The sequence below is a fragment of the Nocardia sp. NPDC102475 genome (genome assembly GCF_055584605.1).
This window is the reverse complement of the sequence record NZ_JBVJLS010000012.1, coordinates 87580-108232: the sequence shown is the minus strand read 5'-3', so window position 1 is coordinate 108232 and position 20653 is coordinate 87580. Positions and strand designations below refer to the sequence as shown.

19 protein-coding genes and 1 tRNA gene are annotated in these 20653 nt (G+C 66.0%); 12 read left to right on the top strand and 8 right to left on the bottom strand.

The window, feature by feature from the left end; genetic code table 11:
- Positions 1 to 104: 104 nt before the first annotated feature.
- A tRNA-Leu gene (locus ACZ60G_RS22290) sits at positions 105 to 187 on the bottom strand.
- A 222-nt stretch (positions 188 to 409) separates the two neighbouring features.
- On the opposite strand from ACZ60G_RS22290, the gene ACZ60G_RS22285 reads away from it, so the two are divergent.
- The 7 genes from ACZ60G_RS22285 (at position 410) to pknB (ending at position 10376) form a co-directional block, all read left to right on the top strand.
- Positions 410 to 1828, top strand: a complete 1419-nt coding sequence (locus ACZ60G_RS22285; RefSeq protein WP_465811941.1) for a DUF3662 and FHA domain-containing protein — start codon at positions 410 to 412, stop codon at positions 1826 to 1828.
- A 201-nt stretch (positions 1829 to 2029) separates the two neighbouring features.
- The gene (locus tag ACZ60G_RS22280; protein WP_014980860.1) at positions 2030 to 2497 is read left to right on the top strand and encodes an FHA domain-containing protein FhaB/FipA; all 468 of its coding nucleotides are present in this window, start codon (positions 2030 to 2032) and stop codon (positions 2495 to 2497) included.
- Positions 2494 to 3978 (top strand): PP2C family protein-serine/threonine phosphatase, encoded by a 1485-nt coding sequence (locus ACZ60G_RS22275; protein ID WP_465811940.1) that lies wholly within the window; start codon positions 2494 to 2496, stop codon positions 3976 to 3978. Before ACZ60G_RS22280 ends, ACZ60G_RS22275 begins: the two co-directional genes overlap by 4 nt.
- Positions 3978 to 5453 (top strand): FtsW/RodA/SpoVE family cell cycle protein, encoded by a 1476-nt coding sequence (locus tag ACZ60G_RS22270; RefSeq protein WP_465811939.1) that lies wholly within the window; start codon positions 3978 to 3980, stop codon positions 5451 to 5453. Before ACZ60G_RS22275 ends, ACZ60G_RS22270 begins: the two co-directional genes overlap by 1 nt.
- Positions 5450 to 6916, top strand: coding sequence for a peptidoglycan D,D-transpeptidase FtsI family protein (locus tag ACZ60G_RS22265; RefSeq protein WP_465811938.1), 1467 nt, complete (start codon positions 5450 to 5452; stop codon positions 6914 to 6916). The genes ACZ60G_RS22270 and ACZ60G_RS22265 overlap by 4 nt, the downstream gene beginning before the upstream one ends.
- A gap of 38 nt (positions 6917 to 6954) precedes the next feature.
- Positions 6955 to 8475 (top strand): protein kinase domain-containing protein, encoded by a 1521-nt coding sequence (locus tag ACZ60G_RS22260; RefSeq protein WP_465811937.1) that lies wholly within the window; start codon positions 6955 to 6957, stop codon positions 8473 to 8475.
- The gene (pknB, locus tag ACZ60G_RS22255) at positions 8472 to 10376 is read left to right on the top strand and encodes a Stk1 family PASTA domain-containing Ser/Thr kinase (RefSeq protein ID WP_465811936.1); all 1905 of its coding nucleotides are present in this window, start codon (positions 8472 to 8474) and stop codon (positions 10374 to 10376) included. The genes ACZ60G_RS22260 and pknB overlap by 4 nt, the downstream gene beginning before the upstream one ends.
- Before the next feature lie 83 nt (positions 10377 to 10459).
- On the opposite strand, the gene ACZ60G_RS22250 is transcribed toward pknB, so the two are convergent.
- Complete coding sequence (locus ACZ60G_RS22250) at positions 10460 to 11578, bottom strand: dihydrofolate reductase family protein (RefSeq protein ID WP_465811935.1); 1119 nt, start codon at positions 11576 to 11578, stop codon at positions 10460 to 10462.
- A complete protein-coding gene (locus ACZ60G_RS22245; RefSeq protein WP_465811934.1) occupies positions 11575 to 12219 on the bottom strand; it encodes an aminodeoxychorismate/anthranilate synthase component II in 645 nt (214 codons plus the stop codon). Before ACZ60G_RS22245 ends, ACZ60G_RS22250 begins: the two co-directional genes overlap by 4 nt.
- Before the next feature lie 205 nt (positions 12220 to 12424).
- Between ACZ60G_RS22245 and crgA the strand changes: the two genes are divergently transcribed.
- Both crgA and ACZ60G_RS22235 read left to right on the top strand, forming a co-directional pair.
- Positions 12425 to 12688, top strand: coding sequence for a cell division protein CrgA (crgA, locus tag ACZ60G_RS22240; protein WP_063044162.1), 264 nt, complete (start codon positions 12425 to 12427; stop codon positions 12686 to 12688).
- Between the two features lie 193 nt (positions 12689 to 12881).
- Positions 12882 to 13283 (top strand): PH domain-containing protein, encoded by a 402-nt coding sequence (locus ACZ60G_RS22235; RefSeq protein ID WP_465812151.1) that lies wholly within the window; start codon positions 12882 to 12884, stop codon positions 13281 to 13283.
- Positions 13284 to 13327: 44 nt separating this feature from the next.
- On the opposite strand, the gene ACZ60G_RS22230 is transcribed toward ACZ60G_RS22235, so the two are convergent.
- A complete protein-coding gene (locus ACZ60G_RS22230; protein ID WP_465811933.1) occupies positions 13328 to 14197 on the bottom strand; it encodes a rhomboid family intramembrane serine protease in 870 nt (289 codons plus the stop codon).
- A 4-nt stretch (positions 14198 to 14201) separates the two neighbouring features.
- On the bottom strand, positions 14202 to 14729 hold the full coding sequence (locus ACZ60G_RS22225) for a peptidylprolyl isomerase (protein ID WP_465811932.1): 528 nt from the start codon (positions 14727 to 14729) through the stop codon (positions 14202 to 14204).
- Between the two features lie 105 nt (positions 14730 to 14834).
- Here ACZ60G_RS22225 and ACZ60G_RS22220 point away from each other — a divergent pair, with 105 nt between their 5' ends.
- A complete protein-coding gene (locus tag ACZ60G_RS22220; RefSeq protein ID WP_465811931.1) occupies positions 14835 to 15047 on the top strand; it encodes a hypothetical protein in 213 nt (70 codons plus the stop codon).
- A 20-nt stretch (positions 15048 to 15067) separates the two neighbouring features.
- Here ACZ60G_RS22220 and ACZ60G_RS22215 read toward each other — a convergent pair whose 3' ends face one another.
- The 3 genes from ACZ60G_RS22215 to ACZ60G_RS22205 all read right to left on the bottom strand — a co-directional run bounded on the left by ACZ60G_RS22215 (position 15068) and on the right by ACZ60G_RS22205 (position 18580).
- Entirely contained in the window at positions 15068 to 15886 is an 819-nt protein-coding gene (locus ACZ60G_RS22215; protein ID WP_465812149.1) for an ABC transporter permease, read from the bottom strand.
- A 29-nt stretch (positions 15887 to 15915) separates the two neighbouring features.
- On the bottom strand, positions 15916 to 16923 hold the full coding sequence (locus ACZ60G_RS22210) for an ATP-binding cassette domain-containing protein (RefSeq protein WP_465811930.1): 1008 nt from the start codon (positions 16921 to 16923) through the stop codon (positions 15916 to 15918).
- Between the two features lie 715 nt (positions 16924 to 17638).
- Positions 17639 to 18580, bottom strand: coding sequence for an acyl-CoA dehydrogenase family protein (locus ACZ60G_RS22205; RefSeq protein WP_465811929.1), 942 nt, complete (start codon positions 18578 to 18580; stop codon positions 17639 to 17641).
- 154 nt (positions 18581 to 18734) lie between these two features.
- Here ACZ60G_RS22205 and ACZ60G_RS22200 point away from each other — a divergent pair, with 154 nt between their 5' ends.
- Positions 18735 to 19445, top strand: coding sequence for a YoaK family protein (locus ACZ60G_RS22200; RefSeq protein WP_465811928.1), 711 nt, complete (start codon positions 18735 to 18737; stop codon positions 19443 to 19445).
- A 40-nt stretch (positions 19446 to 19485) separates the two neighbouring features.
- Positions 19486 to 20541: a DUF1444 domain-containing protein gene (locus ACZ60G_RS22195; RefSeq protein ID WP_465811927.1), complete on the top strand. Its 1056-nt coding sequence runs from the start codon at positions 19486 to 19488 to the stop codon at positions 20539 to 20541.
- Positions 20542 to 20653 lie beyond the last annotated feature (112 nt).

The window sequence follows — 20653 nt, the reverse complement described above, 5'->3', positions numbered from 1 at the left end:
GGCCTCACTCACCAAACCCGCTGACGCACAAGGGAAGAACCCCGCAGACGATAAAAGCCGCAGACTCGAGAAAATTCTCTGATCTGCGGCTTTCCGCGTATCTGTGGGCGAAGGGGGACTTGAACCCCCACGTCCCGAAGGACACTGGCACCTGAAGCCAGCGCGTCTGCCATTCCGCCACTCGCCCGAGCGACTGGGAGACAGTATCACGCGGGTCGGCGAGACACGAAATCGCCTGTTGACGGCACTCGAGTGCGGTCCGGACAGGCGCGGGAACCCCGGCTGGCTTCCGGGAGTTACAGGTGTGGACGATCGTGGATATCATGCAATGAACGTGGTCGATACGCGACACGCCATACGCGCGTGTCGTTGTTATGAATAAACAGACACGCACCGAAGGGAGGCCGAGATGGGCATCGTTTCTCGATTCGAGCGTCGCCTGCAAGGCGCCGTCGGTGACGTGTTCGCCAGAGCCTTCGGGGGCAGTGTCGTTCCCCAGGAGGTGGAAGCGGCGCTCAAGCAGGAAGCCGCCGACAATATCCAGGATCTGGGTGGCGGACATCTGTTGGCGCCCAACAGTTATGTGATCACCATCAACACCTCTGATCACCAACAACTCGACGCCGACCACGACCTCACCACCCGCGCGTTCGCCAAACACCTTCAGGACTACATCCGCGAGCAAGGCTGGCAGACCTACGGCGAAGTACACGTGGCATTCGAGGCATCACCTACGCTGCACACCGGACAGTTCAGGGCGAGCGGTCGGGTCGATCCCGACATCGGCCGCAGAGCCACCTCGGCTCGCAGCCCCGAACCCACGCCACAACGACCTGCACACCCGCAACCAGGAGCTGGCCCCATGACGCAGAACTCAGGCTACGACCCAAGCCGTGAGCCCGCGGAGTCCGATCCACGCAACCGCGGGTACGCACCGCCGCCTGCGGGGCGGCCCGGGCCGCCGAACGGTGCGTACCGCGACGACTACGGCCGCGGCGGCGCGCCCTACGCCGGTGGCTCCGACTACCAGGCGCCGGACTCGCAGCAGGGTTACGGCGACTATCAGAACGGCTACGACTACCAGCAGGGTGGCCAGGGCTACGGCCAGCAGGCCTACCAGGAGCCCGGTTACGGCGAGCAGGGCTATGGCGAGCGCGGCGGCTACGGCCAGCAGCAGGGTGGCTACGCCGACCAGGGCTACGGCCAGCAGGGCTACCAGGAGCCCGGTTACGGGCAGCAGGGCTACCAGGAGCCGGGCTACGGGCAGCAGGGCTACGGACAGTCCGGCTATGGCGAACAAGGCTACGCCGACCAGGGCGGTTACGGTCAGCAGCCGGGCTACGGCCAGCAGGGCTACGCACAGTCCGGCTATGGCGAACAAGGCTACGCGGAACCGGGTTACGGCGAGCAGGGCTACGCCGCGCCCGAGGAGCAGGGCGGCTACGGCCAGGCCTACTCGCAACAGCCCGGCTACGGCGCCCAGGGCGGCGGCTACCAGGCCCCCGCGCCCGCGTATGGCGGTGGCGCACAAGCCGGTTCGGGCTACTCCGCGACGCTGCAGCTCGACGACGGCAGCGGCCGCACCTACCAGCTCCGCGAGGGCAGCAACATCATCGGCCGCGGTCAGGACGCGCACTTCCGGCTGCCGGATACCGGAGTTTCCCGCAGGCACATCGAGGTTCGCTGGGACGGGCAGACCGCGATGCTCTCGGATCTGGGTTCGACCAACGGCACGCTCGTCAACGGCTCCCCGGTTCAGGACTGGCAGCTGGCCGATGGCGACGTTATCCGCGCCGGGCACTCCGAGATCCTGATCCGTATCGTCTGATCCCGTAAGCTCGCGGTGCAGGTCACGACATGGCGTAGAGGGATTCTGCGGCCGTATCGTGATCGAACTCGACCCACGGCCCTATGATGCTGCCAACACACGCGCGTCGCCAGGACCGGGGCTCGCGAAACCAGCAGGCCGGTGGGGGCGAACTCGCACCTCCGGCACCGACGTACACGGTCGAACAGGAGGTGGAGCGCCGTGCAGGGACTGATCCTGCAATTGACCCGTGCGGGGTTCCTGCTGCTGTTGTGGTTATTCGTGTGGGCGGTATTGCGCACCCTGCGCAGCGACATCTACGCGGCATCCGGCATCCGGATCCAGCCCAGGGCCGCACGCGGTTCCGCGGTGCTGCCGTCTTTCAGCCGAGGCCAGAAGGGCGCCAAATTTCTTGTGGTGACTCAAGGTTCACTCGCCGGCACTCGCATCTCGCTCGGCACCCAACCGGTGCTGATCGGACGTGCGGACGACTCAACGCTGGTACTCACCGATGATTACGCCTCCACCAGACATGCGCGGCTCTCACCGCGCGGTGACGACTGGTACGTCGAAGACCTCGGCTCGACGAACGGCACCTACCTCGACCGTGCGAAAGTCACCACCGCAGTCCGAGTTCCACTCGGAACCCCCGTCCGTGTCGGCAAAACAGTGATCGAGCTGCGATCGTGACACTTGTTCTCCGCTACGCAGCGCGCAGCGACCGCGGTCTTGTCCGAGGCAACAACGAGGACTCCGTCTATGCGGGCGCACGGCTGCTCGCACTAGCCGACGGTATGGGCGGCCACGCCGCAGGCGAGGTGGCATCGCAGTTGATGATCGCCGCGCTGGCCCATCTCGACGACGACGAGCCCGGCGACGATCTGCTCGGCAAGCTCAATGCCGCCGTCCACGAGGGCAATGGCGCCATTGCCGATCACGTCGAGGAAGAGCCCGAGCTCGACGGCATGGGCACCACGCTCACCGCAATCCTGTTCGCGGGCAAGAAGCTCGGCCTGGTCCACATCGGCGACTCGCGCGCCTATCTGCTGCGCGGCGGCGAACTGGCCCAGATCACCCGCGACGACACCTTCGTCCAGTCGCTGGTCGACGAGGGCCGGATCACGCCCGAGCAGGCGCATACCCATCCGCAGCGCTCGCTGATCATGCGCGCCCTCACCGGCAACGAGATCGAGCCGACGCTGATCATGCGCGAGGCCCGGGCCGGCGATCGCTATCTGCTGTGCTCCGACGGACTCTCCGATGTGGTCAGCGATGAGACCATCGCCAACACCATGCGCGAAGGCAGCACCGACGAATGTGCCGATCGTCTCATCGAACTCGCCTTGCGCAGCGGCGGCCCGGACAACGTCACCGTGGTCGTCGCCGATGTCATCGATCTGGACTACGGGCAGAGCCACCCGATCGTGGCGGGCGCGGCCTCGGGGCAGGACGAGGACAGCCCGCCGCCGAATACCGCCGCCGGTCGGGCCGCCGCGATGCGTCCGCCGCGGGCCGAACCACGCCGGGCCGCCGCGACACCGGAGACGCCGCCGCAGAGCAAATCGCACAAGTTGCGCTGGATCCTGCTCGCGGTCGCCCTGGTGCTGGCCGCGGCTGTCGGATTGCTGGTCGGCTACAACATGATTCGCAGCAACTACTACGTCGGCGCGGATAACGACAAGGTCGTCATCATGCGCGGGCTGCCGGGTTCGGTGCTGGGTTATTCGATCCACGAGGTCGAGACGATCGGCTGTGTCGACCCGACCGGCGCCCTCACCCTGAAGCAGCCGCACGAGACGCTGCCGACGAAGTGCAAGGCGCTCAAGGTTTCCGATCTCAAGCAGACCGGACACGACCAGGTGGACAAGGGACTGCCGCCGGGTTCGCTGGACGAGGCGCGCAAGCAGATGCAGATGCTGGCCCGCAACGAGCTGCTGCCCGTCTGCCCGACCAAGGAGTCGGTACCGCAGCCCGGCGTCGTACCGCCGAGCGAGCCGCCCACGCAGCCTGGGGTCCCCGCGCCGACGACGGTCGCGCCAACCACCGAGAACCGGCCGCCCGCGCCCGAACCGCAGCCGAGTGAGACCAAGAGCCCCGACGCCAAGACCCCGACGGCGACGACGTCGCCGAACCCCCAGACGGCGGGGGAGCCTTGCCGGGTGACGGACTGATGTCCGCTCCGGCACCGCCGTCCGCTGGGGCCTTTCCCAGTCCGCCCGGCGGATTCGCGCCAGCGCCGCCACCGTCGACGAAGCGCAATGCCGAACTCGTATTGCTCGCCGGTGCGACGGGCATCGTCACCGTTTCGCTGTTTCTGGTCGAGGCGAGTCAGGAACAATCGGTCACCTGGGATATCGCCAAGTACGGTCTCGCCTATCTGGCCCTGTTCGCGGTCGCGCATCTCGCGGTGCGCCGCTTCGCACCGTTCGCCGATCCACTGCTGTTACCGATCGCCGCGCTGCTCAACGGACTCGGCCTGGTGCTGATCCATCGGCTCGATCTCGCCGACGCGCAGACCGCCGCTTACAACTCGTGGCCGATCCCCTCCCCTGACGCCAATCAACAGATCCTGTGGACGGGTCTGGGGATGATCATCTTCATCGCGATCCTGGTCGTGCTGAGCGATTACCGCACGCTGGCCAAATACAGCTACACCGTAGGCCTGACAGGCCTTGTCGCGCTGGCGATTCCGGCGCTGCTGCCGGGGGCGTATTCGGAGACCAACGGCTCCAAGATCTGGATCAGGCTGCCCGGATTGAGTGTGCAGCCGGGTGAATTCGCGAAGATCCTGCTGATCATCTTCTTCGCCTCGGTGCTGGTCGCCAAGCGCGATCTGTTCACCGCGGCCGGTCGGCATTTCCTCGGCATGGAGTTCCCGCGTGCCCGCGACCTCGGACCGATTCTGGTGGTCTGGATCGTCTGCATCGGCGTGCTGGTCTTCGAAAAGGACCTCGGCACGTCGCTGTTGATCTTCAGCACGGTGCTGGTCATGCTCTACATCGCGACCGAGCGAGTCGGCTGGCTCGTCATCGGCGGCGTGCTGCTGACCATCGGATTCTTCTTCGCCTACCAGGCCTTCAGCCATGTCCGGGTGCGCACCCAGACCTGGCTGCACCCGTTCGCGGATTACAACAACACCGGCTACCAGATCTCGCAGTCGCTGTTCGGGCTGGCCACCGGCGGATTGGCGGGCACCGGCCTCGGCAGCGGACGGCCCTCGCAGGTGCCCTTCGCCAAGACCGACTTCATCATCACCACCATCGGCGAGGAACTCGGGCTGTTCGGGCTGGCCGCGGTGCTGCTGCTGTTCCTGGTGTTCGTGGTGCGCGGTCTGCGGACCGCGCTCGCCGTGCGCGACAGCTTCGGCAAGCTGCTGGCCGCCGGGTTGTCGTTCACCATCGCGATCCAGCTGTTCGTGGTGGTCGGCGGTGTCACCAAACTGATTCCGCTGACCGGTCTCACCACCCCGTTCATGTCCTACGGCGGTTCGTCGCTGCTGGCCAACTACGCGCTGCTGGCATTGCTGATCAAGGTCTCCGACGCGGCCCGTGCCCCGGCGCCGGTGCGCAAGAAGGATCCGGTTGCCCCGATCGCGGACGCGACCACCGAGCTTCTGCGCAAACCGGAAGCGAGGCCGCAGGAATGAACACGCCGCTACGACGGGTCGCGGTCGCGGTGATGCTCATGATCGTCGCCCTGCTGCTCAACGCCACCTATGTGCAGGTGATCAAGGCCGACGATTACCGCACCGATCCGCGCAACTCACGCGTGCTGCTCGACGAATACGCGCGCCAGCGCGGACAGATCTCCGCGGGCGGCACCGTGCTGGCCAGTTCGGTCGCCACCGACGACCGCTACAAGTACCTGCGCACCTACCCCACCGATCCGGAGGCGTACGCACCGGCCACCGGCTTCTACTCGATGCAGTACGGCAGCACGGGCCTGGAGCGCGCCGAGGATACGGTGCTCAACGGTTCGGACAATTCGCTGTTCGGACGCCGCCTGATCGATATGATCTCCGGTCGTGATCCGCGCGGCGGCAATGTGCTCACCACGCTGGATCCGATGATGCAGCAGGTCGCCTACGAACAGCTGACCGCCAAGGGCTACACGGGTTCCGTGGTGGCGATCGAGCCGAGTACCGGCAAGATTCTCACCATGGTGTCCACCCCCAGCTACGACCCGAACCTGTTGTCCGGGCACGATGGCGCCCAGGGCACGAAGTCTTGGGAAGAGCTGAGTGCGGACCAGCGCCAACCCATGTTGAATCGTGCTGTGTCGCAGACCTATCCGCCGGGCTCCACCTTCAAGGTGGTTGTCACCGCCGCCGCGTTGGCCAACGGCACCGCAACTCCGGACGACCAGTTCACCGCCGCGCCGAACATCACATTGCCGGGGACGAACACGACGCTGGAGAACTACAACGGCACCACCTGCGGCAGCGGCCCCACCGCAACGCTCACCGAGGCGTTCCGCAGATCCTGCAATACCGCATTCGTCGAACTCGGTCTCAAGGTCGGCTCGTCCAACCTCAAGGATGAGGCCGCCGCATTCGGCATCGGTGCGCACCGCGGTATCCCGATTCCGGTGGCGGAGAGCACCGTCGGCACGATTCCGGACAATCCCGCACTGGCCCAGAGCAGCATCGGCCAGCGCGATGTCGCGCTCACCCCACTGGACAACGCGGTCATCGCCGCGACCGTCGCCAACGGCGGCGTACGCATGGAGCCGTACCTGGTCGATCAACTGCAGGGACCCGATCTGAGCGAGCTGTCGAAAAATAAACCGGTCTCGGTCGGCCAAGCTGTCAGCGCCCAGGTAGCGTCGACGCTGACCAACCTGATGATCGCGTCGGAGGACAACACCGTCGGACACGGCCAGACCCGGTATCAAATCGCCTCTAAGACCGGAACCGCCGAACACGGAAGCAATCCGCGCAGTACGCCACCACACGCCTGGTACATCGCCTTCGCGCCCGCGCAGAACCCCAAGATCGCCATCGCGGTGATCGTGGAGAACGGCGGCGACCGGGCGTTGGCCGCCACTGGTGGCTCGGTGGCCGCGCCGATTGCCCGCGCGGTGCTGGACGCCGGTTTGCGAGGGCGCTGAGAGATTATGAACGTGCGAGTGGATGTACGGGGGCCGGGATGCTGAACAACGGTGCGATGATCGCCGACCGATATCGCCTGCAACGCCTGATCGCCACGGGCGGTATGGGGCAGGTCTGGGAGGCGCTCGACACCCGACTGGACCGCCGGGTCGCGGTGAAGGTGCTCAAGTCGGAGTTCTCGGCCGACCCGACCTTCCGGCACCGGTTCCGCAGTGAGGCCAAGACCACGGCCCAGCTGAATCACCCGGGTATCGCCGGAATCTACGACTACGGCGAGACCATGGATCCCAGCGGCGGGGAAACCGCCTATCTGGTCATGGAATTGGTGCAGGGCGAACCGCTGAATACGGTGCTGAACCGGCTCGGGCGGCTTTCGGTGGCCCAGGGTCTGGACATGCTGGAGCAGACCGGCCGCGCACTCGAGGTCGCGCACGCCGCCGGCGTCGTGCACCGTGACGTCAAGCCGGGCAATATCCTCGTCACGCCGACCGGTCAGGTGAAGATCACCGACTTCGGCATCGCCAAGGCCGTCGACGCCTCCCCGGTCACCAAGACCGGCATGGTGATGGGCACCGCCCAGTACATCGCGCCCGAGCAGGCGGTCGGCGAGGACGCAACCGCGGCCAGTGATGTGTACGCACTCGGTGTGGTCGGCTACGAGGCCTTGGCCGGGCAGCGGCCGTTCAGCGGCGACGGTGCGATCACCGTCGCGATGAAACATGTGCGCGAGGCCCCGCCGCCGATGCCGTCCGATCTGCCGCCCAATGTGCGCGAGCTGATCGAGATCACCATGGGCAAGGATCCGACCCTGCGCTACGCCAGCGGCGGCGAATTCGCCGACGCCGTTGCCGCAGTGCGCGCCGGACGGCGCCCACCACCGCCGGTCACCACCGCAGGACCGACGGCGACCGGTGCGACCCGGGTGCTGCCGCCCGGCCCGACCGTGATTCTGCCGTCGCACGACCACGATGGCCCGACGGTCCGGTACAACACCCCGGCCACGCCGATGGGTGTCGGCGGCGCTGCTTCGACCAGGCAAACGCCCGCAGGTGCGCCCAGGACCGTGATGAGTTCCGGCGCCACCCGCGCCAACCCCGGACCCGGTCCGGAGACCTCGAAGTTCACCACCGGCCAGAAGGTCGGCGCGGCCGTGGCCGTCGGTGCGGTGCTGCTCGTCGGACTCGTTTTGTGGCTGCTCTTCGGCGGCGATACCAATCCGGATACCGTGCGCCCGGTCACCACCACCACGAAGGTCGCGCCGCCACCGGTCACCACGCCGCCGCCGACCACAACCGAGGCGCCGACGACCGTCGTCACCACGACCAGACCGGCCCCGCCACCGCCGCCGACCACGGAACCGACGACGACAACGCAGCCGCCGACCACAACGCCGAGTACCACAGCGCCGAGTACGACGAAGTCGTCGAAGACGACGAGTCCGTCCACCACCACAAGAGGCTCGTGGTTCCCTACGCTCGATTTACCATTTCCGGATAGTCCCGGTGCCCGAGGACCCTCGGCCACTCCAGGCGCTGCTACTCCGCAAGGACAACCATGACGACCCCGAAGAATCTCTCATCCCGCTACGAGCTGGGTGAGATCATCGGGTTCGGCGGCATGTCCGAAGTCCACAAGGCGCGCGATCTACGGCTCAGCCGGGACGTCGCGATCAAGGTGTTGCGTGCCGACCTGGCCCGCGACCCGACGTTCTACCTGCGCTTCAAGCGCGAGGCGCAGAACGCCGCCGCACTGAACCATCCGGCCATCGTCGCGGTCTACGACACCGGCGAGGCGGAGGTGGACGGCGGCCCGCTGCCGTACATCGTGATGGAGTATGTGGACGGTGACACGCTGCGTGACATCGTGCGCGGTAAGGGTCCGATACCGCCGCGCCGGGCCATGGAGGTCGTCGCCGACGTCTGCGCCGCACTGGATTTCAGCCATAAGGCCGGAATCGTGCACCGCGATATGAAGCCGGCCAACATCATGATCAACCGGGCCGGTGCGGTGAAGGTGATGGACTTCGGTATCGCGCGGGCGATCGCCGACAACTCCAACCCGATGACCCAGACCGCGGCCGTTATCGGTACCGCGCAATATCTTTCGCCCGAGCAGGCGCGCGGTGAGACCGTCGACGCCCGCTCGGATGTCTATTCCGTCGGCTGTGTGCTGTTCGAAATCCTCACCGGTGAGCCGCCTTTCACCGGTGACTCGCCGATCGCCGTTGCCTACCAGCACGTCCGGGAGGATCCGCGGCTGCCATCGCATGTCCACAACGGAGTGCCGCGCGAGATGGATTCCGTCGTGCTCAAGGCGATGAGCAAGAATCCGGCCAACCGGTACCAGTCGGCCGCCGAGATGCGCGCCGATCTGATCCGGGTGCTGGGCGGCCAGAAGCCGAGCGCGCCGATGGTGATGACCGATGAGGACCGCACCACCATCCTCGGCTCGAACGAACCGGCGCCGCGCAACTTCCGCACCGTCGAACGCAATGACGACACCGCCGAGCAGGAACCCGCCGAACCGGCGAGTCCACGCCGCAATCTCTATATCGCCCTCGGCGCCGCCGCGGCGGTCATCGTCGCGTTCGCCCTGTTCTGGGTATTGATCGGACCGGGCGCGCGCCCGGATCAGGTCGCCATACCCGATCTTTCGAACAAATCCGCGCAACAGGCCCAGGATTCACTGCAGAAGCTCGGCTTCGCGGTGGCCATCCAGCAGAAGGCGAATAACACGGTCGCCACCGGCAATGTCATCTCCACCCAGCCGCTCGGCGGTTCCCGGGTCGACAAGGGCAGCACGATCACCGTGCAGGTCTCCTCCGGACCGGCGCAGGTGCAGATTCCTCGGCTCGACGGCATGACCCAGGAGCAGGCCGAACAGCAGCTCAACGCCAGCGGATTGCGGATGGATCCGAATGTGCAGCGCAAGCCGTCGAGTGCGCAGGAGACGGACAAGGTGATCGGCACCGATCCCTCGGCGGGCTCGCGTGTCGATGTCGACAAGGCTATCGTCGTGATCCTCGGCTCCGGACCGGAGCAGACCCGGGTGCCGAATGTGGTCGGTCAGGACATCAGCGTCGCGCAGCCGAATCTGGTGGACAGCGCCGGTTTCAAGATCAACATCCAGGAGGTTCCGTCCTCGAAGCCCAAGGGCGAGGTGCTCTCGACCAACCCGGCGGGCGGCACAAGCGCGGACAAAGGGGCGACGATCACCGTGCAGGTCTCCAGCGGTGACATCGTCATGCCCAGCCTGGTCGGCCTGACCACGGCGCAGGCGGTGGACAAGCTGCGGCAGGCAGGTTGGACCGGCACATCGGCACAGATCAGCCAGACCACCCAGGGCACCTTCGATACCAACAGCGTCGGCCGGGTCGTCAGCCAGCAGCCCGCGGCCGGATCGGCGATCGCGAAGAACGGAACGGTGTCGATCACCACCTACGTCCTCGGTCCGCCGTAACAGCGGCCGAGCCGGCACGCCACCTCGACGACGATCAGCTCAGCGAATTCGTCACCGCGGTCTGCGGCAGGCCATGACGCCGATCAGGAAAGATCCAGGTGGCGATTCATCGACATCGCCTCCTCGGCCAGCCCCGCCAACTCGACCACCTCAACGCCGTGCTGTTGCAGCTGCTCCACCCCGACGCAGTTGGTCACGAAGGTCGTCGGTTCCCGCCAGGCGATGACGACGCGCGCAATCCCGGCCCGCAGGATCCGGTCGGTGCACGGCAGCCGGGTCGCGGTGGCGCGCTGAGAACACGGTTCCAGAGTGCTGTAGATCGTCGCCCGCGCCAGCCGAGGATCGTCCGCGTCGAGCTTGTCGAGCGCGGACTCCTCGGCATGAACCTTCTCGTCGGTCTCGCGCGAGTAGCCGGTCGAGATCTCGACGCCGTCGGCCACGATGACCGCGCCGACGGAGAATGCGGTCGGGCTGGGCGGGCACAGCCGCGCGAGTTCGATTGCCCGGCGCATGAATCGGATATCGGTCTGTTCCTCGGACTCGCGCGGCAGGTAGCGCAGTAATGCGATATCGCCGATCCGAGTGACATCGGCCAGGTGCATTCGGCGGGCCGGGTAGCTCGCGGGGCCGAGAAAGCGCGGTGCCGCGGCATGTCCGACGACGATCGGCGCGACCGCCATCTGCAATTCGTCGGCCAGGTCCGCCGCGAGAAACTGCGTGTGGATGCGGGTGCCGCCCTCGACCATGAGCCGGGCGATGCCGCGGCGGCCGAGATCGTCGAGCAATGCTGCGAGGTCGATATCGGCACCGAGCGGTACCACCTCCGCCAGACCCGCCAACCGATCGCCGAGCTTCGCCGCACCGGCATGTGTGGTGTAGACGAGTTTGTCACCGCCGTGGTGCCAGAACCGCAGCTCGGGATCCAGATCACCGCGTGCGCTCACGGCGATCTTCAACGGGTACTCCGGTTTGCCGGCCGCGAGACGCGCGGCCCGCCGGTCGGCACTGTCGACCAGCAACCGCGGATTGTCGCGCCGCAGCGTCTGCGCACCGATCAGGATCGCGTCGGACTCCGCGCGCACCTGATCCACCCGATCGAAATCCGCGGCATTGGACAGCTTCAGCCGCTCCGGACTCGCATCGTCGATATATCCGTCGACACTGACCGCGACGGACAGCAGGACATAGGGCCGACGCGTCACTGGGTCACCAGTGCCGCGACCTCCGCCTCCAGCGTCTCCACCAGCCCCTCGGACGGACGCTCGCCGCATACCTCCAGCCAGTTCGCCAACATCCGGTGCCCGCCCTGGGTCAGCACCGATTCGGGATGGAACTGCACGCCGTGAATCGGCAGCGTCCGATGCCGCATGGCCATCACGATCCCGGACTCGGTGCGCCCGATCACCTCGATATCCGCGGGCAGGGTGTTCTCGAGGACGGTGAGCGAGTGGTATCTGGTCGCGGTGAACGGGTCGGGCAGACCGGCCAGCACGCCCGCGCCGAGATGGAATACCGAGCTGGTCTTGCCGTGCAGCAACTCCGGCGCGCGAGTCACGGTGCCGCCGAACGCCTCTCCGATGGCCTGATGGCCCAGGCACACACCGAGCAGCGGAATGTCGTGCCGGCTGCACGCATGCACCAGATCGATGCTCGCCCCCGCCCGATCCGGAGTGCCGGGTCCGGGGCTGATCAGAATGCCGTCGTATTCGGTGACGACCGCGTCCAGATCGGCCAGCTGCGGGTCGTCATTGCGCCAGACCACGGCCTCGGCACCCAACTGGCCGAGGTACTGCACCAGGTTGAACACGAAGCTGTCGTAGTTGTCGACGACCAGTACACGCATGCTGACGAGATTACGTGGCGACCCGGCGGACCGTCGCCCGCATTACCAGTTGGGATAGCCTAGAGGCAGACCGGCGGGGACCTGAGCCCTCACCCGGACCGTCTCGGCCCCCGCCGGATCGGGTTCCGTGGTGCGCGAGCTCGGCCATAATTCAACCGAATCCCGCCCGCCGGTACCCGACCTGAACGCCGAACACGAGGACGACATGCCCAAGTCGAAGGTCCGCAAGAAGACCGACTACACGATCAATCCCGCGAGCCGCACGCCGGTGAAGGTGAAGGCGGGGCCGTCCCCGGTCTGGTACGTCGTGATCATGCTCGGCTTCATGCTGGCCGGGCTGGTCTGGTTGCTCGTCTACTACTTGGCCAACGACAAGATCTCCTGGATGGCGGATCTCGGGGCGTGGAACTTCCTGATCGGCTTCGGTCTGATGGTCATCGGCCTGATCATGACCATGCGGTGGCGGTGACCTGGCTCAGTAGCCGGCCTTTTCGAGCGACCTGCAAGCAGTCGCTACGGCAAGGATTACAGACGTGTCATTCATGCACACCTGTGGATAACCATGTGGACAACTCGAGGAACGATTGGGGAAAGTGAACGTGGATCCCGAATCCGATTCGCGTGATCCGCTTCCCGAACCACGCACCACCTGGACCACGCCGATGGCCGCTCTCATTGCGGTCACCATCGGCGGTGTGGTGCTGGCCGGTGCCGCCATCCTCGCCGAGGACGGGCCGAGTCGGCTGCTGATCGGATTGGCGGCGATCGGCCTGCTGGCCTTGGCCGGACTCGGATTCCGACAGCGCCCGCGCCTGAGCATCACCGCCGATCCACAGCCGCGACTGGTGGTCCGTACTCTTACCGGGCCGACCGAATACACCCGCGATCAGATAATGCGGGCCCGAGTCGTCGGCTATCGCCGCCTCGGCCGGAAGAATCCCATGCTCGAAATCGACGTCGAGCGCCACGGCGACGAACGGCTGCTGATCTTCGGCCGCTGGGACCTCGGCACCAGTCCGGACGAGGTCTTCGAAACCCTTGTCGCACACGGACTGGCGCAGTAGCCGCGCGACGAATGCGCGCGGCGGCGACGTTTCACGTGAAGCATTTACCGCAGGGATATCGCCGCGGCGACGATGACGGCGAGTGCCGCCACGGCGACGGCGGCAACCGCTGCCCAGCCGATCAGCCGTGCGTTCTCTTGGGATTTCGCGCGCAACCACTCGGGCAGGAACAGAATGCCGAGTGCGGCAAGGGTGCCCGCGGCGAGTCCGCCGAGGTGTCCGGCCAATGAGATACCGGGCAGCGAGAAGCTGATGAAGACATTGATGCCGATGAGGATCAACATCTGATTCGGATTCTGCCGCACCCGGATCAGGATCACGGTGATCGCGCCGAACAATCCGTACACCGCACACGATGCGCCCGCGGTGAGGCTGTCCCCGGCGAAAACCATCACGGCGGCCGCACCGCCGAGCAGCGACACCAGGTAGACCACCAGATAGCGCACCCGCCCGAGCACCGGCTCGATACTGCGGCCGACCACATACAGTGCGAACATATTGAGCAGCAGGTGGATCGGACCGTAGTGCAGGAAGCCGGAGCCGATCAGCCGCACGTACTGACCGTGCGCGACCGCGGGCGGATAGAGCACCCAGTCGACGTACAGCGCGGAATGCCCGGTGTTCTCCACCAGACTCTTCGATTGGCCCGCGGTGACCGCGAAGACGATCGTATTCAGCGCGATGAGTGCGTAGGTGACATACGGAATCGGGGTGCGCGCGGTCTGCGCACCGGCGACGGTTCGCACCGGCCGGACCTCACGCTGCCCCTGACGGACACAGTCGACACAGTGCTGTCCGACCGCCGCGGGTCGCAGACATTCCGGACAGGCCGGCCGCCCGCACCGAGTGCAGGCCAGGCCCGTAGGACGATTGGGGTGGCGGACGCACGTCGGTGCGGGCGGTTGAGCGTTCATCGGATTATTCGATAGTGATCTTGGAGATGGTGACGGCTTCCTTGGGACGGTCGTTGCGATCGGTCGGCGTGGTCGCGATGGCATCGACGACCTTGCGCGAATCGGGGTCGACGACCTCCCCGAAGATGGTGTGCTTGCGGTTCAGATGCGGCTGCGAACCGACGGTGATGAAGAACTGCGAACCATTGGTGCCCGGTCCGGCATTGGCCATCGCCAGCAGGTAGCCGCGATCGAAGCGCAGCTCCGGGTGGAATTCGTCGCCGAATTCGTAGCCGGGTCCACCGCGTCCGGTGCCGGTCGGGTCACCACCTTGAATCATGAACCCGTCGATCACCCGGTGGAAGCTAACGCCGTCGTAGAACGGGCCGGAGGTGCCGCCGCTGGCGTTCTCCGTCTTGTACGGTGCCGATCCGTCGGCCAGGCCGATGAAGTTCCGCACCGTCTTCGGGGCATGGTTACCGAAGAGCGAGATCTTGATATCGCCGTGGTTGGTGTGCAACGTGGCCACGGCGGTCTGATTCGGTGAGGTCACGCCGCCCATCGTGCCACGATCCTCGCAATCTTCGCCGCACCGGGCCGGGTGCGGCTGTGATCTGGGACTACTGCGCGATGCGTGGGTATGTGCCACAGTTGTCGAATGACCCTGGGGCGCCTACTCACCTCCGCACGTTCTCGTAACCGTCTGATCGCCGCGGTCGTCGTCGCGCTGGCCGGTGGCGTGGCCTGGTTGGTCCGCAGCAAGCGTCCACAACCGCCGGAACCGGCGCCGGCGCCGCCGCGAATCGGCTACTCCCGCAACGGTTCCGCGCCGAACCCCATGGCGGGCGCCAGCGCGGACAACGGTCGCTGACTCCCCGCTGGCGATCCCGGTCAGCGGCTGACGGTGCGCTTGTACTGCCGCAGCGCGAGCGGAATGAACACCAGCAGGATGATCGCCACCCAAGCCAGCGTGGTCGCCACAGGATGCTGCATGGACCAGGCGTCTGATTTCGGCGCCATCGGACTGGTATTGCCGAACAGATCGCGGGTCGCCTGGGTGACCGCCGAGACCGGATTCCATTCGGCGAATATTCGCAGCGCCGTCGGCAGATTCTCGAGCGGCACAAAGGTATTGGCCAGGAATGTCAGCGGGAAGATCACCATGAAGCTGGCGTTGTTGAACACCTCGGGCGCGCGGACCAGCAGGCCGACCACGGCCATGATCCAGGAGATCGCGTACGCGAACAGCAGCAACAGCACATAGGCCAGTACCGCGTCGAGCAGTGATCCGCGAATCCGCCAGCCGACGACATAACCGGTCAGCGACATCACCACCAGGCTGACCACATTGATCACCACATCGCTGATGGTGCGCCCGACCAGCACGGCCGACGGCGCCATCGGCAGCGAGCGGAACCGGTCGATAATGCCCTTCTGCATATCCTCGGCCAGGCCCAATCCGGTGAACGTCGCGCCGAACACCACCGACTGCGCGAAGATGCCCGCGATCAGGAACTCCCGGTAACCGCCCGACATGCCGGGCACCTCGATCGCCGAGCCGAAGATATAGGCGAACAGCAGCACGAACATGATCGGTGAGAGCGTCGAGAAGATCAGTACGTCGGGTACGCGCTTGATCTTGATGACATTGCGCTTGGCGATGGTCACGCTGTCGGTGCAGACGATGGTGAGACGTTCGCCGAGCGGCATGCGGGTTCTGGTGTCCACGGTCGCCGCGGTCATCGCTTGCGTCCTTCCGATGCTTCGAGCCGATCCGCGGGCTTGTCGCCATTGCCGTTGATCAACTCCTCGGCCTCGTGACCGGTGAGTGTGAGGAAGACATCGTCCAGCGAGGGACGACGCAGCCCGACATCGTGAATCTGCACATTGTGGGTGCTCAGCCTGCCGATGGCATCGACGAGCGCCTGTGATCCGTCACTGACCGGAACGGTGATCCGGCGCAGTCCGGGTTCGAGATGGATCTCCCCGTCCGCCAAGCCCTTCAGCGCCTCCTGGGCGGTCGCGAGATTGTCGGCGTGGTCGACGGTGAGTTCGATGCGGTCGCCGCCGACCAGCGTCTTGAGTTCATCCGCGGTGCCGCGGGCGATCACCTTGCCGTGGTCGATCACCGCGATGGCGTCGGCCAGCCGGTCGGCCTCTTCCATGTACTGCGTGGTCAGCAAGAGGGTGGTGCCACCGGCCACCAGTTCCTCGATGACATCCCAGAGGTCGAGGCGCGCACGTGGATCGAGTCCGGTGGTCGGCTCGTCGAGGAAGAGCACCGGCGGATTGGCCACCAGCGCACCGGCCAGGTCGAGCCGTCGGCGCATGCCGCCCGAATAGCCTTTGACCGGTCGATCGGCGGCATCGCTCAGTCGGAAGCGCTCCAGCAATTCCCGCGCGCGCTCCTTACTGCGCTGCACGCCCATGTGATAGAGCCGGCCGACCATCTCCAGGTTTTCGAATCCGGTGAGATATTCGTCGACGGCGGCGTATTGCCCGGACGCGCCGATGTGTGAGCGCAAGGCCTGTGGATTGCGGAGCACGTCGATACCCGCGACGGTCGCGCGGCCGGCGTCCGGAATGAGCAGGGTGGTGAGCACCCGGACCGTGGTGGTCTTGCCCGCACCGTTCGGTCCGAGCAATGCGGTGACGGTGCCCTCGGGCACCGCCAGGTCGAGTCCATCGAGGGCGACCAACTGGCCGTATCGTTTGACCAGACCCTCGGCGACGATTGCGTCGGGCATGATTCTCCTGAGGTTCGCTCGCTCCGGGCGAGGTGACCATTACCCGAGTCAGTATTGCCCTGTGCACCGACAATTTCCGCTGATTTTTCGTCGACCTGGGCTTTACCAGCGATCGATGGTCGCGAATTGCCATCGGACACAAAACGGTCGCATCCCGTTCCGGGCGGTGCTCGGGGGTGCCGGATCGGGATGCGACCGGTTTCGATCCTGCCGCCCGATCCCCCTCCGATCGCGCGTAGCGCACTACCCGATTCGGGCCCGCCCGGTACTCGGGTTCCGCGGGCACGACATGCCCGTGCCCGAACGACACGCGACAAATCCGACCGAATCTGCCGTCCGGTCGATGAACCCCAGGAGTGATTCCGGGCGCACAGCAACCGGTCGGCATGGTTTTCACATTTATCCAGACCGCTGAGTGAGCTCACACTCCAGCCGTAAATCACTGCGCGACAACATTTTTGACAACAGTCACAGAATCGGCAAACCGGCCGACAACCGACCGGTCCGGCTACCTGGGCGGCGTCCGCGCCCGGCGCAGGTGAGCCGTCCCGAAAAATCTTGGAAAGTGGTGATCCCCACGCACACACAATCCCGGAACATCGCGTAGGATCATTCACGTCGGCCCCTCCCCCCCGGGCCGACCTTACGCGGGCCTCGGCTAACTCCCCCCCTTCGCCGAGGCCCGCTCCCCATTTCCGGGGCAGGTCAGCCCCGCTCAGCTATCTGTCGGCACCGCCGGATTCTCGACCATGCCCACCGATAGCCAGGCCGCCGTCAACCGTTGCGCCCGTACCTTTCCGGCGGTCGCCAGCAACCGCCGATCCCGCTCCCATCGCTCGCGAACGACCGGATCGGCCTGTGCCCACAGCGGCTCCAGTTCCGTCAGTACCTGTTCGAAGTACGCGTACGCGCCACCCAGTGCGATGTGCCCGCCCGGTGAGGTCGGCCGATCCATATCGAGACCACGCACGAAGGCCACCGCGGCGAGTAACCGCTGCAGCGTCGCCTGCGGCCAACCGGACTCGCGCCCGACCCGCACCAGCCAGCCGAGGGTTGCCGCGAGCACATGGACGTCCTCGATGGTGCGGAACGGTTTGAGGTAATCCGAGTACCCGTCGCCGGCCAGCGGCTCGGCCGCGGCATCGGTGAATGTCACCGAGGCGTGCGGGATTTCGGGTGCGAAAGGTACCGCGGGCAGATTCGTCACATCGACGCCGGGCTGTGCCGCGTCGACGAGCACCGCGCGCAGGCGGTTGCGGCCGTCGGCCGACGTGCCCGCGCTGGCGATCACCAACATCCGCCGCGCGAGTATCCCCAATGTGGTGAAGGTCTTGGTGCCGTTGACCCGCCAGCCGCCATCGGTCTCGGTCACCTCGGTCGCGATCGCGGACGGATGCGCGCCACCCGCCTCGGTCGCGGAAACCGCGATCAGCTCATCGGCCGGGAGTTCGGGCAGCAACGCACGCAGCGCCTGCTGATATCCGGACAGAAATGCGAAACCCAGTCGGTCCGCGCCGAATCCACCGGCGATCGCTATATCGATCGTGGTGCCGAACCGCTCGGCGGCCGCCCGGTGCCGCGTCCACGCATCGGTGATCGACTCGAGCGGTGTCGGATCGAGCGCCTCGGTCAGCAGATAATCGAACACAGAGTCCACTCGTGCACGCTAACCGAGAATCGTCGCCCGGCTCGCACCCAGGAAGCCGGCGACCACCCCGCAATCCTTATCCGGAACGCGGCGATGCGACAGCAGAATCTCAGGATCACCAGGTATCACTGACTCGTCATCCCCCTCGTGAGGAGCCTGACCAGTGACGAAACCAGATCTCGCGCGCCGAAGGGCGCTGTACGACGCCGAGGCACGACTGTCCTGGGTGCTCGCCGCACTGGCCGGTCTCATCGGAGCCGCGGCCTTCATGCATACCGAGGGCTACTTCGTCACGTTCATGACCGGCAATACCGAGCGCGCCGTGCTCGGCTACTTCCACGACGAACCCGATATCGCGGTCGCCGCGGCCCTACTCATGCTCTCGTTCCTCGTCGGCGTCGTGGTGGCCTCCTGGTGCCGCACGCACTACTGGTCCGGTCATCCGCACGGGCCGACCCTGCTCACCACGCTCAGCCTCGCCATGGCATCCCTGCTGGACGGCATCATCTACTGGGCGACGAACGCCACCAATATCGACCTCATCCCGATCCTGTTCGTCGCCTTCGGCGTCGGCGCGCTCAACACCTCGTTCGTCAAGAACGGCGAGGTCTCGATACCCCTCAGCTACGTCACCGGCACCCTCGTCAAAATGGGCCAGGGCATCGAACGCCATATCAGCGGCGGCGATTACGCCGACTGGCTCGGCTACTTCCTGCTCTATGGCGCCTTCTGCGCGGGCGCGCTGCTCGGCGGATTACTGAGCCTGCTCGTCGCGGGCTGGGCCATGCTCATCACCGCCACCGTGGTGTGCCTGATCACTACCTGCTTCACCTACCTGCACCTGGACCGCCACGGCCCGCCCACGACGAGCTGACCCACGTGCGCGCCGTCGAGACGACGGATACGGTTGTCCGGTGGGGAGTTTCGAGGATCCAACGCCGGATCACCTTGCGGCACTTGCACAACACAGCACCTGGGCCGAAATCCGACCGCTATTGCGGCCGATTCTGCGTCCGGCGACCTACAAACAGGCCGCACTCGACAACCTGCTGCACCGCTGGCCCGAGGCCGCCGAGATCGATACCCGGTTCGTCAGCCGCCCGGCCTTCCCGTTCATCGACGAATTGGTCGCTATCGACCTGCCGAACACGCGAACAGTCATCAACTACTCGACCATGGCGCTCTGGCCTGTTTCGGCCGACGAGGTCTTCACGGCGGCCCGCGAAAATCTGGAAGCCATTGCGCAGCCGCATGATCCGCGCGGCAATGCGATCCTCACCCGCACCGATCGCGACGGGAGTGCCTACCTCACCTCCTGGCCGCTCGCCCGGGGTTGGTTGGCGAGCTTCAGTCAGCGCTACGCCGGCCGCCGCCCCGTCGTCTTCATGCCCGACATCGACACACTGATCGTGGTCCCCGATATCCCACACCTGCTCGCCCGCATCTACCGCCAAGTCGAGCAACAGTATGTGGATGCACGCCAACGCCTCTCGCCGCAGGGCTACACCCTCGACGAGGACGACATCGTCGTTCCCTTCGATCGCGCGGGCCGACACGAACAACACCAGGCTGCCGCCCGCGCCGGATACCGCCTTGCCATGTGGGAGTACGCCGTCCAAGCCCACTGGCTCAACCAGGCGCTCGAACGCGACCTCGAATTCACCCGCTACGACCTGAAGATGGCCATCGTCGGCGACTTGAAGCCGGCGGGCACCGACACCCACCCCTACACCTACACCGTCTGGGGCCAAGGCGTCGACTACCTGCTCCCCGCCGCCGACTACATCATGTTCGCCGGCACCGACGCCGACGACAACGCCGTTCCCATCTGCACCGTCCCGCTCACCGCGGCCCTCGAAATAACCGGCCTCACACCGATTCCCGGCATGTCCCCCATTCGCTTCGAAGCCCGGTTCTGGCCCGATGAAACGATGCTCACCCAGTTGAAGCAGGCCTCGGTCGCCCTGTGAATCAAGCCGGGACTCGGTCCACATATCCGAACCCCCACGGCGAACCTGTGCAAAGATGGCACATCGCTCGAACCGCTCGACCTTGCACGATGCAGGCCTAGTCGATTACGCG